Annotated in this window: 12 protein-coding genes and 1 riboswitch; of the genes, 7 read left to right on the top strand and 5 right to left on the bottom strand. The window is 69.8% G+C overall.

From position 1 onward, the window contains the following. Nucleotides 1–22: 22 nt before the first annotated feature. Nucleotides 23–107, bottom strand: a riboswitch (ZMP/ZTP riboswitch). Between the two features lie 52 nt (nt 108–159). From ASE34_RS05840 to ASE34_RS05815, 6 genes are all read left to right on the top strand, one after another. Next, nucleotides 160–1,683, top strand: a complete 1,524-nt coding sequence (locus tag ASE34_RS05840; protein WP_056277407.1) for a family 20 glycosylhydrolase — start codon at nt 160–162, stop codon at nt 1,681–1,683. Beyond that, on the top strand, nt 1,680–2,846 hold the full coding sequence (nagA, locus tag ASE34_RS05835) for an N-acetylglucosamine-6-phosphate deacetylase (RefSeq protein ID WP_056277403.1): 1,167 nt from the start codon (nt 1,680–1,682) through the stop codon (nt 2,844–2,846). Before ASE34_RS05840 ends, nagA begins: the two co-directional genes overlap by 4 nt. 428 nt (nt 2,847–3,274) lie before the next feature. Continuing rightward, nucleotides 3,275–5,461: a sigma-70 family RNA polymerase sigma factor gene (locus tag ASE34_RS05830; protein WP_082586515.1), complete on the top strand. Its 2,187-nt coding sequence runs from the start codon at nt 3,275–3,277 to the stop codon at nt 5,459–5,461. A 30-nt stretch (nt 5,462–5,491) separates the two neighbouring features. Next, nucleotides 5,492–5,863 (top strand): YrdB family protein, encoded by a 372-nt coding sequence (locus ASE34_RS05825; protein ID WP_053095398.1) that lies wholly within the window; start codon nt 5,492–5,494, stop codon nt 5,861–5,863. Next, entirely contained in the window at nt 5,860–7,224 is a 1,365-nt protein-coding gene (locus tag ASE34_RS05820) for an FAD-binding oxidoreductase (RefSeq protein ID WP_056277399.1), read from the top strand. Before ASE34_RS05825 ends, ASE34_RS05820 begins: the two co-directional genes overlap by 4 nt. Then, nucleotides 7,217–7,624, top strand: coding sequence for an NUDIX hydrolase (locus ASE34_RS05815; RefSeq protein WP_056277396.1), 408 nt, complete (start codon nt 7,217–7,219; stop codon nt 7,622–7,624). Before ASE34_RS05820 ends, ASE34_RS05815 begins: the two co-directional genes overlap by 8 nt. Nucleotides 7,625–7,636: 12 nt before the next feature. On the opposite strand, the gene nagB is transcribed toward ASE34_RS05815, so the two are convergent. The 5 genes from nagB to ASE34_RS05790 form a co-directional block, all read right to left on the bottom strand. Beyond that, nucleotides 7,637–8,416, bottom strand: coding sequence for a glucosamine-6-phosphate deaminase (gene nagB, locus ASE34_RS05810; RefSeq protein ID WP_053095395.1), 780 nt, complete (start codon nt 8,414–8,416; stop codon nt 7,637–7,639). Further along, nucleotides 8,409–9,374 (bottom strand): ROK family protein, encoded by a 966-nt coding sequence (locus tag ASE34_RS05805; protein WP_171821895.1) that lies wholly within the window; start codon nt 9,372–9,374, stop codon nt 8,409–8,411. Before ASE34_RS05805 ends, nagB begins: the two co-directional genes overlap by 8 nt. A 58-nt stretch (nt 9,375–9,432) precedes the next feature. Continuing rightward, on the bottom strand, nt 9,433–10,620 hold the full coding sequence (locus ASE34_RS05800; RefSeq protein WP_056277392.1) for an ROK family transcriptional regulator: 1,188 nt from the start codon (nt 10,618–10,620) through the stop codon (nt 9,433–9,435). Nucleotides 10,621–10,699: 79 nt separating this feature from the next. Continuing rightward, nucleotides 10,700–13,954, bottom strand: coding sequence for a family 20 glycosylhydrolase (locus ASE34_RS05795; protein ID WP_056277389.1), 3,255 nt, complete (start codon nt 13,952–13,954; stop codon nt 10,700–10,702). Continuing rightward, the gene (locus ASE34_RS05790) at nt 13,945–15,162 is read right to left on the bottom strand and encodes an alanine racemase (protein WP_235567439.1); all 1,218 of its coding nucleotides are present in this window, start codon (nt 15,160–15,162) and stop codon (nt 13,945–13,947) included. The genes ASE34_RS05795 and ASE34_RS05790 overlap by 10 nt, the downstream gene beginning before the upstream one ends. Before the next feature lie 25 nt (nt 15,163–15,187). On the opposite strand from ASE34_RS05790, the gene ASE34_RS05785 reads away from it, so the two are divergent. After that, nucleotides 15,188–15,595 carry a RidA family protein gene (locus tag ASE34_RS05785; protein WP_056277382.1) on the top strand — a complete coding sequence of 136 codons (408 nt, stop codon included), beginning with the start codon at nt 15,188–15,190 and terminating at the stop codon, nt 15,593–15,595. The last annotated feature ends 67 nt before the right edge of the window (nt 15,596–15,662 follow it).

Genomic DNA, 15,662 nt, shown 5'->3' with positions numbered 1-15,662 from the left:
GACAACGGATTCGAAGGGTGTACCTATCGGCCCAGGCGCGCGGTCGAATTCCGTGGTCAGTCGCTCCCCGGTGGTAGTCCACCCAGACGCCAGTCGCGACGTGAGAAAGCATAGCGGATTTCCCTGTGCTGCCGACTCTGCGCACGGTAGGTTTTGTTCATGGTCCTTCCCCATTCCATGCCCCTTGTTCCTCTTCCCGCTTCCTCCATCGCCGTGGATGGTCGGCTGCCCGTCTCCGACGGCTTGCGAGTCATCGGCGACTCCCCCGCGGCGGCCCAGCTGATCGACGCCGTCGCGCGCCGCAGCGGCATCCGGCTGTCGCACTCGACGGACAGCACCGGCGCCGGCACCGGGTCGACGATCGTCCTGCGGATCGACCCCGCCGCGGCGCCCGAAGGATACGGGCTCACAGTCGGCGACTCCGTCGAGATCGTGGGCGGCGACGAGGCAGGACTCTTCTACGGCGTGCAGACGCTGCTGCAACTGCTCCGCGAGGACGACGAGGGATGGGCGTTCCTGCGCGCCGAGATCACCGACGCGCCACGATTCGCACGTCGCGGCGTCATGCTCGACGTCACGCGTCACTTCTTCGACGTCGATGAGGTCAAGAAGTTCATCGACAGCACCAGTGCCCTGAAGTTCAATCACCTGCACCTGCACCTCAGCGACGACCAGGGCTGGCGCATCCAGATCGACTCGTGGCCGAAGCTCACCGAGCTCGCCTCGTCGACGGCCTCCCTCGGCGACCCCGGCGGCTTCTACACGAAGGACGACTATCGCGAGATCGTCGCGTACGCCGCTGAGCGGCACATGGTCGTGATCCCTGAGATCGACCTCCCCGGTCACACGCACGCCATCGGCGTCGCGTATCCGGAGCTCGTCGAGGATCCGGTCATGAACGACAGCCTGATCGCCGAATCGGCGCGCCTGGGGCAGCCGCTCCCCGTCGCAGGCGAGCCCTATCTCGGGTGGGGCGTCGGGCACTCGAGCGTCCGCATCCATGAAGAGCGCACCTACGAGTTCGTCCGTGACGTCGTGCGCGAGCTCGCCGAGATGACCCCGGGTCCGTACATCCACATCGGCGGCGACGAGTCCCTCGGCACCCCGCAGGCGGACTTCGATCTGTTCGTCGAGCGCGCCACCGCGATCGTGTTCGAGGAGGGCAAGATCCCCGTCGCCTGGCACGAGGTGGGCGCAGCGAAGGACATCGCCGAGGGGACGATCGGCCAGTACTGGGGCAAGACGACACCCGAGGGATCGCACGCTGAGGAGGCGGCGCACTTCGTCGAGCGTGGCGGGGCGCTCATCATGTCGACCGCCGACGTCGCCTACCTCGACATGAAGTACACCGAGGATTTTCCGCTCGGACTCACCTGGGCCGCGATCATCGATGTCCGCAGGGCGTACGAGTGGGAGCCGACCGCTGTGCTCGACGTCCCGGAGTCCGCGATCCTCGGCATCGAGGCTCCGCTGTGGAGCGAGACCACCCGCACCCTGAGCGAGGTCGAGCAGCTGGTCTTTCCGCGGGCCGCCGCTCAGGCGGAGGTCGCGTGGTCACCGCGCGACGCCGACGGCCGGGACTGGGAGTCGTTCCGCGGGCGACTCGGCGCACTCGCCCCGCTGTGGAAGGCTGAGGGCGTGGACTTCCACCCCGCAGACGAGATCCCCTGGAGCGAGCGATGACATCCGTTTCGACAGCGACGGGATCGGTCGTCATCCACTCGGCCCGACTGATCGACCACGGCGTCGAGGTCGCGGACGCCTGGGTTCGCATGGAACACGGGCGGGTCGCCGCTCTCGGCACCGGCCAGACGTGGGCCCCCGCCGATGAGGTCGTCGACGCGACCGTCGTCGCCGGGCCGGATGCCGTACTCACACCCGGATTCATCGACATCCACTGCCACGGCGGCGCGGGAGCGTCGTTCGACGACGGGCCGGAGGCGATCCGCTCGGCTCGCGCTCTGCACCGCGCTCATGGCACGACACGATCGGTGATCTCCCTCGTCACCGCCCCCGTCGACGCCCTCGCTCGACGCGTGGCGCAGATCGCCGACCTGATGGAGTCGGATGCCGACATCCTGGGTTCGCATCTGGAAGGGCCGTTCCTCGACCCGGCGCACCACGGAGCTCACGAGCCGTCGCTGCTGCGCACTCCGACACGAGACGACGTCGCCCGCCTGCTCGACGCCGGCCGCGGGACGATCCGGCAGGTGACGATCGCACCGGAGCTCCCCGGCGGTCTCGAGGCGATCCGGATGATCGTGGACGCCGGCGCTGTCGCAGCGGTGGGACACACGAGTGCGGATGCCGCGACTGCGGACGCGGCATTCGGGACCGGCGCCTCCGTGCTGACCCACGCCTTCAACGCCATGCCCGGAATCCATCACCGAGCGCCGGGGCCGGTACTGGCGGCGGCGGCCGACCGCCGCGTGGTGCTCGAGGTGATCGCCGACGACATCCACCTCGACCCGCACGTGGTCAAGCTCGTGTTCGACTCGGCACCCGGTCGCGTCGCACTCATCACGGATGCCATGGCGGCTGCCGGCAGCGCCGACGGGCACTACGACCTGGGTGCGGTGAGCGTGACGGTCCTCGACGGCATCGCGCGCGCGGACGACACGGGATCGATCGCGGGGTCGACGCTCACCCTCGACGTGGCGCTGCGCAGGGCGACCGCGGCGGGCGCACCTCTCACGGAAGCCGTCCGGGCGCTCACCGAGACACCGGCGGGAGCGATCGGATACGGCGACCGGATCGGTCGCCTGGCGGTCGGGTTCGTCGCTGACGCGGTGCTGCTGAACGCACAGCTGCAGGTCGCTCGCGTGTGGATCGGCGACCGGCCGTAGCCCGGTGCGGGTGAGGGGCCGCCGTTCCCCAGATCGGCGACCCCGTCACAATTCCCCCCACGTTGCGAGAGCTGGCGGGCCGAGCGCTCCTCCCCCGAGGTGCCCGACCCACCATGCCGGTGCACTTACCCCTTGCACCAGCGCCTGAGCTCCGCCCCCCGGTGGAGCCCCATGGCTGTCTCTAGTGATGAGACGACGTCGACGCCGATTCATTACGCGATTTCTCAGATCTTTTTTCTCGGTTCTTCCGCGCGCCCGACTGATCTGCCCGTGATCAGGTCTTTATTCGCCCCCGGTCTTCTGCGAGCACTTTTCGAGAAGGGGTGGCAAGCCTGAGAGATAGGAGAGAGAATGGAGATGACGCGTGATGAAAATGGGGTTCACGCGTCTCTTCATGTGGAGGCGCACTCGCGCTCCACGACAGATGGATGACAGTGGATCAGGACAGCACTTCACACGAGGAAACGATCGCCGACGCCGATCTCGTCCTGCGCACCCGCTCGGGTGACGCGGCGGCCTTCGGCGAACTGTGGAGGCGGCACTATCCCTCCGGCATGTCGGTCGCGCGATCGATCACGTCGTCGATCGACCCCGACGACCTCGTGCAGGAGTCCTACACCCGCATCTATCAGGCGATCATCAAGGGCGGCGGACCGAACGGATCGTTCCGCGCCTACCTGTTCACGAGCATCCGCAACACCGCCGCCGCCTGGGGCCGCTCTCGACGCGAGTCCGCCATCGACGAGCTCGACTCCGTCGCCGATCCCGACAGCACAGACCAGGCGGCCAACGAGGCCCTCGATCGCAGCCTGACCGCGCAGGCGTTCCGCAGCCTGCCCTCCCGCTGGCAGGAAGTGCTCTGGTACACAGAGATCGAGCAGATGAAGCCGCAGGAGGCCGCGACCCTGCTCGGCATGAAGTCCGGCGCCGTCTCGCAGCTGGCTTTCAGAGCGCGTGAAGGACTTCGCGAAGCATGGATCCAGGCTCACCTCCGCAGCGCGGCCGAAGGTTCCGACTGCCAGTGGACCATCGAGCACCTGGGCGCCTACTCGCGCGGCAACCTCAGCACGCGAGACCACAACCGTCTCGAGCAGCACCTCGACCAGTGCGCACGCTGCATGATCGTCGCCGCTGAGGCGAAGGACGTCTCCAAGCGGCTGGCCCTCGTGCTGCTGCCCCTCGTCCTCGGAGTCACGGGTTCCGCAGGCTACCTCGCCACCCTCCAGGGTGGCGGTACGCCCATCGTCGCGCTCGCGGCCATGCCCTCGGGGATCACCGAGGGAGCTGTCGTGGCTGCGGGAGGCGGAACAGCCGCCGCCGGATCGTCGAGCGGCACCGGTGGAGCCGGCGCGACCGGCGCAGGCACAGCGACCGGTGGCGGAGCCGGTGGCACGGCGACCGGAGGCATCTTCAGCGGAGTCGGTGCGCTCGTCAGCGCAGGATCGGCGGCCCTCGTGGTCGCCGGCGTCGTGGCGGCCGCCACAATCATCCCGAGCCTCACGGGCGCGACGCCCGCGGCATCGATGCCGAGTGCGGGCGACAGCGATTCCTCGTCGATCAGTGCAGACGTCGGGCCCGACGAGTCGATGTCCGACGACAAGACGCCGATCGTCGATGAAGCGGAGACCGAGCCCGAGCCCGTCGCCCCGCCCGTCGAAGCACCCGTCACCCCCCAGCCCGCTGAGGACATCGCGCCGGCGATCGTCTCACCCCCGGCCCCGACCGAGTCGACCGCGCCGGCACTGCCCGAGTCCACGTCCCCTCCCGTGGACGAAGAGCCTGACGACGAGAACCCCGACGGCGAGAACCCCGATGGCGAGGTCCCGGGCGAGAACCCCGGAGAGACCCCCGGCGGCGAAACCCCCGGCGAGAACCCCGGAGAAACCCCCGGCGGCGAAACCCCCGGCGAGAACCCCGGAGAAACCCCCGGCGGCGAAACCCCCGGCGAGAACCCCACGGAACCGGCCGCGCCGACGACTCCGATCGAAGTGAGCCTCGCGAGCATCTGCCTCGACGCACGCGCTGTCACCTATGTGACCGTGAATGTGTCCGGCGAACCGGGCGCGGACATCGAAGCGCTGCTCGGCGGACGCCGCGGCGGCGTCGACGGCACATCGCTGACTGACGCAGGGACCGGCACGATCGAGTTGCGCCCCGGTCTCGTCCAGATTCTCCTCGGCGCGCCCCTCGAGGTCCACTACGTGACGGCGTCCGGTCCGATGCTGCCGACGACCACGAGCCTCTCGGCTCTCGGGGTGACCCTCGGTTCCGTGGCCCTCGCTCCCTCGTGCGGAGGGCCGGCTGCGGATCCCGCCGAGACAGTACCCTCCGAGCCGACTCCGGACGACGCGATCGCGCCGATCCCCGAGCCGACGGACGAGGCAGCACCCGCTGCCCCGACCGAGTCCCCGGACGCCGAGGCGTCCCCTGAGACGCCGGCACCCGAGACGGAGGCCCCGGCCGCTCCCGTCGAGACCGCTCCTCCGGCAGAGCCCGTGACCGAGGACCAGACCGCCCTTCCGGCAGAGCCTGCCCCCGCTGACGACACCGCGCCCGCCGACGAGACCGCGCCGGTCGACCAGGTGGCCGCAGACGAGGCCGCGCCCGCGCTCTGACCCGCCATCGGCGGCGAATAGACTGGATCCATGTCCCAGGATCCCGCCTCCGTTCCCGGCGTCGACCGCCCCACCATCACCGCTCTCGACGTCGTCCGATCGGTCGTCCTGATCGTCGCAGTGGGCACCCTCGCCCTGTGGGGATTCGCCACCTGGCCCTTCCCGTACAACGTCATCCTCGGCATCGGGGCTCCGGTCGTCGTGATCCTGATCTGGGCGCTCTTCCTCTCGCCGCGACCCGTCCTGCGACTGCATCCGTTCCTTCGCGTCGTCGTCGAGCTGCTGATCTACGTCGGCGTCACGATCGCGTGGTGGCTGATGGACCAGCCCCTCATCGGCATCGCGTTCGCCGTGGTCGCCGTCGGCGCAGGCGTCGTGAGCGGCCGGCGTCGCATCCGATGAGCGCCCTCGACCTGCTCGTCGCCGCGCTCGGCGACATCGTCGACACCGATGCGACGGTCCTCGAAGAAGCCCGCGCCGACAGATCCGGGCATGCGGCGCCCGGGCGGCCGCTCGCGGTCGTGCACGCCGAGACGGTCGAGCACGTCCAGACGGTGATGCGCATCGCGACCGAGACGGCGACCCCTGTCGTGGTGCGTGGCGCCGGCACCGGTCTCGCCGGCGCGGCGAACGGCGGCGATGGCGAGATCGTGCTGTCCACTCGCCGGATGACCGCGATCCACGAGATCCGGGCCGACGACCTGCTTGCCGTCGTCGAACCCGGAATCCTCAACGCCGACCTCAACGACGTGCTCGCGGAGCACGGACTCTGGTGGGCGCCGGATCCTGCGAGCCGTGCGATCTCGACGGTCGGCGGCAACATCGCCACCGGAGCGGGTGGGCTGCTCTGTGCGAAGTACGGCGTCGTGCGAGACGCGGTCCTCGGTGTCGACCTGGTTCTCGCCGACGGCCGACTGCTGCACCTCGGCCACCGCAGCGTCAAAGGCGTGACAGGACTCGACCTCACCTCGCTCGTGATCGGCTCCGAGGGCACGCTGGGCGTGGTCGTCGGCGCCACCCTCAAGCTGCGCCGACTGGTCGAGGGAACGACCTGCACCGTGACGGCCGTCTTCCCCGATGTGCGTGCCGCAGCGTCCGCCTCGGCCGCGGTCACCGCCTCGGGTGCGCAGCCGGCGATCATGGAGCTGATGGACTCCGCGAGCCTCGCCGCCGTCGCAGCCCTGCTCGACCTTCCCTCGCCCGTGGCCGGGAGCGCCCAGCTGACGATCCAGACCGATGGTCCGGCGGCAGTGGCCGAGGCGACGATGATCTCCGACATCCTGACGGCTCATCAGGGTGTGACCGAGGTCTCCCATGACCGCGAAGAAGGAGAGCGCCTCCTGGCCATCCGGCGTGCCATGCACCCCGCCATGTCGGCGCTCGGCACGACCCTCATCGAAGACGTGTCGGTGCCGCGCAGCGCCATGCCCGCCATGTTCGACGAGATCGCCCGCATCGAGAAGGCCTACTCGATGGCGATCCCCACGGTCGCTCACGCGGGCGACGGCAACCTGCATCCGAACTTCATCTTCGAGGGCGCAGAGCCTCCCGCTGAGGTCTGGGCGGCGGCGGACGAGCTGTTCCGGGCCGCGATCGCGCTCGGCGGCACGCTGACCGGAGAGCACGGGATCGGAACGCTGAAGAGCCGCTGGTTGGCCGACGAGCTCGGAGACGACCAGTGGGAGCTGCAGCGTCAGATCACTCGGGTGTTCGATCCGCTGGGAATCCTCAACCCCGGCAAGGTCTTCGCGCCCGATGCCTGACATCCACGTCAGCGCCGCGGTCATCGTCGATGACGCCGGCAGGGTGCTCGTCGTGCGCAAGCAGGGCACGACGCGCTTCATGCAACCCGGCGGCAAGCCCGAGCCCGGGGAGACCCCGTCGCAGACGCTGATCCGCGAGCTGCACGAAGAGCTCGGCCTTCGCCTGGATGAGGTCGATCTGGAGCCGCTCGGCACGTTCGTCTCCGAGGCGGCCAACGAGCCCGGTCACCGAGTCGTGGCCGACGCGTTCTCGGTGTCCATCGCCGCGGCGGAGGTCGTCGTCCAGGCGGAGCTCGCCGAGCTGCGATGGATCACACCCGCGGATGCCGAGACGCTGCCGCTGGCGCCCCTCAGCGTCGAGCACCTGCTGCCGCTGGCGTGGCCGACGACTCGGCCCTGAGAGCCGACCGCGTCAGATCCCCTGCCAGCTCGGCTTGTTCGCGAAGGTGTAGCGGTAGTAGTCGGCGAGCTTCAGCCGGGACGCCGCGGCCTCGTCGACGACGACGGTCGCGTGCGGGTGCAGCTGGATCGCCGAACCCGGGAGGATGGCCGACAGCGGCCCCTCGACGGCATCCGCCACGGCCTGTGCCTTGCCCTCTCCGAAGGCGAGCAGCACGAGGTGCCGAGCGCGAAGGATCGTGCCGAGCCCCTGGGTGATGCAGTGCATGGGCACGTCGTCGATCGAGTCGAAGAAGCGGGCGTTGTCTTCGCGGGTCTGCTCGGTGAGGGTCTTCACGCGCGTGCGCGAGGCGAACGACGAGCCGGGTTCGTTGAATCCGATGTGTCCGTCGGTGCCGATGCCGAGGATCTGCAGATCCACTCCTCCGGCCGCGTCGATCGCGGTCTCGTAGTCGTCACCTGCGTGCTGGATGGTGGCCTGTGCGCCGTTGGGCACATGGATCCGCCGCGGGTCGAGCCCGAGCGGCTCGACGACCTCGCGGGTGATGACCGAGCGGTAGCTCTCGGGATGAGCGGGGTCGATCCCCACGTACTCGTCTAGGGCGAAACCGCGCACCTGCGAGACGTCGCGACCCGCGAGCCTGTCTCGCAGCGCCTTGTAGACGGGGAGGGGCGTCGAACCGGTGGCGAGGCCGAGCACGGCATCCGCACGTCCGTCGATCAGCTCGACGATCTCGGCGGCGACGAGGGCGCCTGCCGCTTCTGCGTTCTCGACGATGACGACTTCAGCCATGGGAAACGGTCTCCTTAGAGGGGGTGGTTGCGCCGACGACCGCGGCCCCGAAGGCCGCGGCGGGAGAGCCGGCAGGGAGCAGTTCGATCCTGTCGTCCAGGTGGAGCGAGCGCATGAAGGGCGAGGCCTCGGCATCGGACCGGAGAGCGTCGCGGATGCCCGTGTAGAGCCTGTCGCCGAGCGAAGTGAGGCCGCCGCCGATGATCACGCGTTCGACGTCGGCGGAGAGCACGAGCGCACGCACCGCCGCGGCCCCGCCGTGGAAGAGATCGGCGCGGAGCGCGAGCGCCCGTTCGTCACCGGTGTCGGCTGCGTCGAAGATGTCGCGCACCGGGAGCGCACCGGGACGATCCCAGGCTCGGGCGAGCGCGCCTCCGCCGCAGAAGGTCTCGATGCAGCCGCGCTGTCCACAGCCGCAGAGACGGCCGTTCGGGTCGACCGAGAGGTGCCCGACCTCGCCGGCCGTGCCTCGCGCGCCACGCCAGATCGTGCCGTCGACGACGATCCCGGCAGCGACCCCGGTGCCGAGATTGAGATAGGCCATCGACCCGTCGACGCCGCGCAGCACCGCAGCGCCGAGGGCGGCCGCTTTCACGTCGTTCTCCACGCGGACGGGGATGCCCAGCTGTCGACCGGCGCGCCCGGCGAGATCCAGGGACTCGACGCCGAGATTCACGGCATGGAGCACCCGACCGGTGTCGGCGTCGACCAGCCCGGGGATTCCGACGCCCACCGATCTGACCGACGAGCGAGCGAATCCTCCCTCGTCGGCGAGCGCATCGACCGTCTCGAGGATGCTGACGACGACTGCCTCCTCACCCCAGCCGGTGGGTCGGCGCAGGCGCGCCAGAATGTCTCCGTCCGCGGACACCGCGACGGCATCGATCTTGGTTCCGCCGACGTCCAGGCCCACTCGTATGGGCCGACCGGACAGGTCGACGGCGAGCGCATCCGTCATCGGATGGTGCCCCTGCTCGTCTTCGGCTCGTGGACGCGGTCGCTCCCGCCGGTACGGATCACGAGACGCCCAGCTGGCTGGACAGCACCATCACGGCGGCACCGCGCAGGACGATGTCGTCCTGGTGTGTGCGGCGGATGAGCGCGTCCTCGAAGACGCCCTCGAGCGTGCGCGCGTGCAGGGTCTCGACCGCGGCGTCGATCAACACGCCGTCGAGCAGATCCTCGGGACCCGAGAGCACGACCTCGGACAGATCGAGTGCCGCGACGATCGGGGCGATCGCGATGCCCATGCGGGTGCCCGCATCGCGGAGGATCTCGTCGCGCGATCCGGGGGCGTCTGCGATGGCGGGACGCAGCCGCGTCTCACTCAGCCACGCTTCGAGGCAGCCGTCTTTGCCGCACGCGCAGCGGGGTCCACCGTCGGTGCCCACGACGACGTGGCCGATCTCGCCCGCTGCGAAGCGACTGCCGAGCAGCGGCTGGCTGCCGGTGATGACGCCGGCTCCGACTCCGCGACCGATCTTGATGAGCATGAAGTCGGCCTTCGCCTCGCCGAACGTGTACTCGGCGAGCACCGCGGCGTTGGCGTCGTTGCGCACGAGGACCGGAAGATCGAGATCGACGCCCAGTTTCGCCTCGAGAGGGAGATTGCTCCACCCGAGGTTGGGCGAGCTGAGCACGACGCCGTCGGGACGCACGACACCGGGGCTGCCGATCCCGACGCCGAGGATGGGCTGCGTGGCCGTCTCGGCGAGCGCTCGGGCCAGCTCCAGCGTGGCGGCGTAGGCGGCGTCGCCGTCTGCGCTCTCGGGTCGCGGCACCTCACGGCGCTCGAGCACGTCGCCGTCGAGGCTGAGCAGAGCGCCGACGAAGGCATGGGGGCCGGAGAGATCGATCCCGATGATCTGGTGCCCGACTCGGTCGATGTCGATGAGGATCGGAGGCTTGCCCGGTCCGACCGTCTCGCGCACTCCCATCTCGACGACGATGCCGTCGGAGATGAACTCCGCGACGAGGTCGGAGATGGTGACCCGAGTGAGGCCGGTCTCGCGAGAGAGGTCCGCTCGACTCATCGCTCCCGAGTGATAGAGCGTCTGCAGCACGAGCGCGCGGTTGTGACCGCGAGCGTGTTCCGGGAGCACCTTCGAGCGAGAGCGCAGGTGGCGCCCCGGGCCGAAGGCGTGCGCGCTCGCGGCGACGTAATCTGGCGACGTCGAAGGACGCGATCCATCCGATACGGACATGTTTGTTAGTAGACCTTACGAACATAAATTTCGCAACCCCTGCCACAGTTAGCACAGGGAGGGTTACGGAAACGTTACATTATGCCGAGAGTACTCCGGCGGCGGTGCCCGACGAGTCCGCCAGGCCTTCGACGAGGCCCGCGACTATCGCCTGCCGCGCCTCGCGTGTCAGAGGCTTCCCCGGCACTCCAGGACGCCTCTGCACGGGCGTCGGACCGTCGAGAGGACGATACCGCACACCGGACTCGGCGAGGCGTCTGAGATGGACGGGAAGACGTCGCGCGAACCCCTCATACGAGGGTGGTTCGCCGCCGTCCCACAGCCGTTCGGCGATCGCTGCGAGACGAGGGAACATCGCGAAGTCGACCCGATCTCTCGTCGGGAGGTGCTCGGTCCACACGTTGGCCTGTCCGCCGGCCGCGCCGTCCTCGATGCGCAGCGTGTACGCCTGCTCGATCGGCAGCGGCGGGCCGACCCGGATCGGCTCCTCCGCCGACTCCGACTGGGGGTAGTCGAGATACACCTCGAGGTCGGGGCACGCGATCACGGGGATGCCGCGCCTCAGCGCCTCGCCCATCGCGACGGGACCCCGCCACGCGAGGATCCGCACACCCTCGGGGACATCGCCCTCGAGCACCTCGTCCCATGCCAGGGCGATGCGCCCACGGCTGCGGAGGTGGGCGACGAAGTGATCGGTGAACCAGGGCTGCACGTCGTGGGGAGTCGCGAGACCGAGCTCGCCCATCCGCTCGCGCGCAGCGGCGCTCTGCGCCCACTCGGTGACCGGCACCTCGTCGCCGCCGATGCCGATCCACGGAGAGTCGAAGAGGTCGCACAGGGCGTCGATCGCCGCACGCCCGAACGCGAGGGCGTCATCCGTCGGCGCGAGGGTGCGAGGGTTCACGCCGAAGCGCGACCACGGCGCGACAGCTCGCTCGCTCGCATCCGTGTTGCCGAGCGCGGGGTACGCGGCGAGCGCCGCCTGGATGTGCCCGGGCAGTTCGACTTCCGGCACGACCGCCACGAATCGCTCCGCGGCGTAGGCGACCAGGTCGCGCAGCTCCGCATCCGTGTAATGACCCTCGTGCAGCCCCGGCACCACCGTGGCGTGCGGCCCGTGGCCCCGCTGTGTCTCCTCGCGGCGCGCGCCCACCTCTGTGAGCAGCGGATAACCCGGCACCCCGAAGCGCCAGCCCTGATCGTCGGTGAGGTGGAGGTGCAGCACCGTGAGATGGTGGTCGGCCATCAGATCGACGAGTCGCTTCAGATCCTCGACCGGGCGGAAGTGCCGCGCGACATCGAGCATGACCCCCCGCCAGGTGTGAGCCGGAGCAGACTGCCATGTTCCTGCGGGGATCCGAGCGCGATCGGAGCCGGGCTCGCGCAGCTGCCGGAGCAGCGTGACGCCCCGGAACACGCCCGCCGCACTCGCCCCCGCGACGTCGATTCCGTCGGCGGTCACCGTCACGCGGAATGCCTCGGCGCCGACACGCGCTCGGGCGAACGGCTCCCCCGCGAGAGACTCGTCGATCCTCAGCGTGATCGCGGGTGCCGCCTTCGCGGTTTCGAGATGCTCGCCGAGACGGGATGCGCTCGCGACGAGGGCTTCCGGAGCCGACACCGAGGTGTGAACCGTCCACTCGAACGGCTCGGCAGCGGGATCGATCACCGACGGGATGTTCGGGACCGGGGCACGATGCGCGGCGGGCGTCATTCGCAGCGCTCGACCCGGGGTCGCGCCGGACGCGTGCCCCGCCAGCACCACCGGCACACCGCCGACGAGCACCTCGTCGACGCCGATCGGCGCCTCGTGGGGAGCATCGAAGGTCGCCCCCGCCGTGATGGTCTCGGGATCGAACAGCACGAGGTCGGCCGTGGCTCCCTCGCGGATCACACCCCGCGGCGCATCACCCCGGTCGAGGCCCAGCCGCATCGCCGGTGTGCCGGACAGGTGCTGCACAGCCTGTTCGAGGGAGAGCACCCCGAGTTCTCGCACGTAGTGCCCGAGGTAGCGCGGGAAGGTCCCTCGGCCCCGCGGATGCGGTCTCGCGCCGATCAGGATCCCGTCGCTGCCGCCGCTGTGCCGCGGGTGCCGCATGATCGTGCGGACGTTCTCCTCGTCGCCGATGTGCATCAGGATGCCGGTGGCCCCCGCATCCTCGAGGATCGTGTCCAGCACCACGTCGACCGAGCGCCTGCCGGACGACTCGGCGATCTCCGCGACGGTCCGTCCGACGAGGTCCGCGAGTTCGGGCGACGAGGTGCCGGAGATCTGGATGGCCGACCAGTCGGCACGCTCCCCGTGGAAGCCGTCGCAGCCGATCTCCTCGAGCTCGACGCGGACGGTCTCGCGTCCGCTCTCATCGAGCGCAGCGAGGGTCGCGAGCAGGTCGCCGCTCTCGGCCAGTCGGCTCGGAAGCAGCGCCGCGAGCGTGGTGGCACCGGGAAGATAAGGGTAGGTGTCGAGGGTCACGTCGACGCCGTCGTCGAGGGCCTCATCGACCAGAGCGAGCAGCTCTGCCGCACGCCCGCGGTTCGGAGCGAAGTTCATGGTCGCATGCGTGAGATGGATCGGGCACCCGGTGCGACGGCCGATGTCGAGCGCCTCCCGATAGGCGTCCAGGGCTCCCCCGCCGTAGCTTCGGGTGTGGGGCGCCCAGTAGCCGCCGCGTTCGGCGACGACTCGGCAGAGCGCTTCCAGCTCCGCCGTGTCGGCGTACATCCCCGGGGTGTAGGTCAATCCGCTCGACATGCCGAACGCGCCTGCGTCGAGCGCCGCGCCGAGGATGCCGGACATCGCTGCGATCTCCGCAGGTGTGGCCGCCCGGTTCTCGTGACCGACCACCATCATGCGCAGATTGCCCTGCGGCACCAGGACCGCGGCGTTGCCCACCGCGGCCGAGTCGATCGCAGCGAGCAGGTCATCCATCGAACGCCAGGGGACGGCGGGCGGCATGCCGTTCCAGCCCGCGATCTGAGCCGGGATCACCGCCGCCGTCGCGTCGTCGAGCGGGGCATAGCCGAGCCCGTCCTGGCCGAGCACCTCCGTCGTGACGCCCTGGAGGATCTTCGCGTCGTGGGCTGCTCCCTGCAGCACGGCCAGCTCGCTGTGCGCGTGCATGTCGATGAACCCGGGAGCCAGCACCCGCCCCGCCCCCGCGACCTCCACCGCATCCGCCGGCAGTTCCAGGACCCTCTCATCTCCGTCGCGGATCACCGCGACGATGCGGGCTCCTTCGACCGCGACGTCGGCCGCGAACCTCTCGGCTCCGGTGCCGTCGACCACGGTGACGCCTCGGTACACCCGCACGGGCTTCTCGGTGCTCAGAAGCATGTCGCGACCGCTCCGATCACCCGGGGGTCCGCCGCATCCGGGTCGTCGATGACCGCCACCACGCGCCATTTGTCGAAAGCCGTGCAGGGATGCGACAGCCCGAGACGCACGACGTCGCCGACGGAGACATCCGCCCCGTCTGCAAGAGCGAGGAAGGCGTGCTGGTCGTTCAGGGCCGTGATCCGCCCCTCGACCGATTGCGGGACCGGCAGGTCGAGGTCGAACGGCACATCTCGACGGCCCGCGTCCAGCAGTGCGAGTCCCTCTTCGGGCTGCGAGACGACGCGCGACCACGCGTGCATGGCGGAACGCAGCGGCGCCGTCGATGTCAGGGCGCCGAACGGCGACATGCGCGAGTAGAAGCCGTCATCGTGGATCTGGAACGCACCCGACCGCAGCACGATGTCGGCATCCGCTCCGTGAGGGGCCAGGATCGCCGCTGCCCGGTCGGGGAAGGCGCTGCCTCCTGCGCTGAGCACGGGCCGAACGCCGGGCGGATACTCGAGGCGACGGTGCAGGTCGACGAGTGTGGACAGATAGGCGTCGACGGCGGCGACAGACGCCTCCGACCGGTCGGGACCGAACGGTCCTTCGTAGCCGGCGACTCCGGCGAGCCGCAGACCGGGGGCCGCGACGATCGCCTGGGAGATGCGCTCCCCCTCTTCCACGCTGCGTGCGCCCGTGCGCCCGCCCCGGCCACCGAGTTCGACGAGCACGTCGAGAGGACGCTCGGCGTCGTGAAGCGCGTCGGCGAGGATGCCGACGGTCTCGACGGAGTCCGCCCAGCAGAGGATCCGGAGATCGCCCGCCGCAGCGAGCAGAGCGCCGAGGTGGTGCGCGGCGCCACGATCCGTGACGGCGTTCGCGATGAGCACGGTGGAAACCCCTGCCTCCACCGCGACTTCGGCCTGCCACGGCGTCGCGACGGAGATCCCCCATGCGCCGGCATCGAGCAGCCGCTGCCAGAGCGCCGGTGCCATCGTCGTCTTGCCGTGCGGTGCGAGGACGACTCCCTGTTCCGCCGCCCAGGCGAAGACGGTCGATTCGTTGTGGGAGAGCGCCGCCTCGTGGACCGTCAGCACCGGCGTCACGAGATCGGACAGGTGCAGGCCCGCGTCGGGTACCTCCGACAGCCGCAGCCCCGCGGAACGCGGAGGGAAACCCTTCGCCCAGGTGCCGAGTACAGGATCCGGGATTTGTAGAGGCATCTAACAAGGCTACTAGGCTGGTCGCATGACCGCGAAGATCCGAGTGTCGACCGACGCCGCCCCCGCTCCCGCTCACACCTTCTCGCAGGGGATCCGAAAGGGCCCGATCGTGCAGGTCTCCGGGCAGGGCCCTGTCGACCCCCAGACGAGCGAATACCTCTTCCCCGGCGATGTCGCGGCTCAGACCACGCGCACGCTCGAGAACGTCAAGGCGATCGTCGAGGCATCCGGCGCGACATTCGACGATGTCGTGATGCTGCGCGTCTACCTGACCAAGCGCGAGGACTTCGCGATCATGAACGACGCGTATGGCGCGTTCGTGACAGCGCACACCACCAGCGGGGTCCTGCCTTCGCGCACGACCGTCTTCACGGGCCTCCCCCGCGAGGAGATGCTGGTCGAGATCGACGGCCTCGCCGTCATTACCGACTGACGCATCGGGAATTTCCGCGGTCCACGGACCGTTGCCTCCTCGTTATCAGCGATCGCGTAGCATATCG

The organism is Microbacterium sp. Root280D1 (assembly GCF_001428975.1).
Taxonomy (GTDB): Bacteria; Actinomycetota; Actinomycetes; order Actinomycetales; family Microbacteriaceae; genus Microbacterium.
Note: the sequence above shows the minus strand (reverse complement) of the source record. Positions and strands in the feature narration are given on the sequence as shown.

Excerpts from the sequence above, each read along its gene's own strand:
- ASE34_RS05840 (WP_056277407.1), top strand. The coding sequence starts at position 160 with ATGGTCCTTCCCCATTCCATGCCCCTTGTTCCTCTTCCCGCTTCCTCC.
- nagA (WP_056277403.1), top strand. The coding sequence starts at position 1,680 with ATGACATCCGTTTCGACAGCGACGGGATCGGTCGTCATCCACTCGGCC.
- ASE34_RS05830 (WP_082586515.1), top strand. The coding sequence starts at position 3,275 with ATGACAGTGGATCAGGACAGCACTTCACACGAGGAAACGATCGCCGAC.
- ASE34_RS05825 (WP_053095398.1), top strand. The coding sequence starts at position 5,492 with ATGTCCCAGGATCCCGCCTCCGTTCCCGGCGTCGACCGCCCCACCATC.
- ASE34_RS05820 (WP_056277399.1), top strand. The coding sequence starts at position 5,860 with ATGAGCGCCCTCGACCTGCTCGTCGCCGCGCTCGGCGACATCGTCGAC.
- ASE34_RS05815 (WP_056277396.1), top strand. The coding sequence starts at position 7,217 with ATGCCTGACATCCACGTCAGCGCCGCGGTCATCGTCGATGACGCCGGC.
- nagB (WP_053095395.1), bottom strand. The coding sequence starts at position 8,416 with ATGGCTGAAGTCGTCATCGTCGAGAACGCAGAAGCGGCAGGCGCCCTC.
- ASE34_RS05805 (WP_171821895.1), bottom strand. The coding sequence starts at position 9,374 with ATGACGGATGCGCTCGCCGTCGACCTGTCCGGTCGGCCCATACGAGTG.
- ASE34_RS05800 (WP_056277392.1), bottom strand. The coding sequence starts at position 10,620 with ATGTCCGTATCGGATGGATCGCGTCCTTCGACGTCGCCAGATTACGTC.
- ASE34_RS05795 (WP_056277389.1), bottom strand. The coding sequence starts at position 13,954 with ATGCTTCTGAGCACCGAGAAGCCCGTGCGGGTGTACCGAGGCGTCACC.
- ASE34_RS05790 (WP_235567439.1), bottom strand. The coding sequence starts at position 15,162 with ATGCCTCTACAAATCCCGGATCCTGTACTCGGCACCTGGGCGAAGGGT.
- ASE34_RS05785 (WP_056277382.1), top strand. The coding sequence starts at position 15,188 with ATGACCGCGAAGATCCGAGTGTCGACCGACGCCGCCCCCGCTCCCGCT.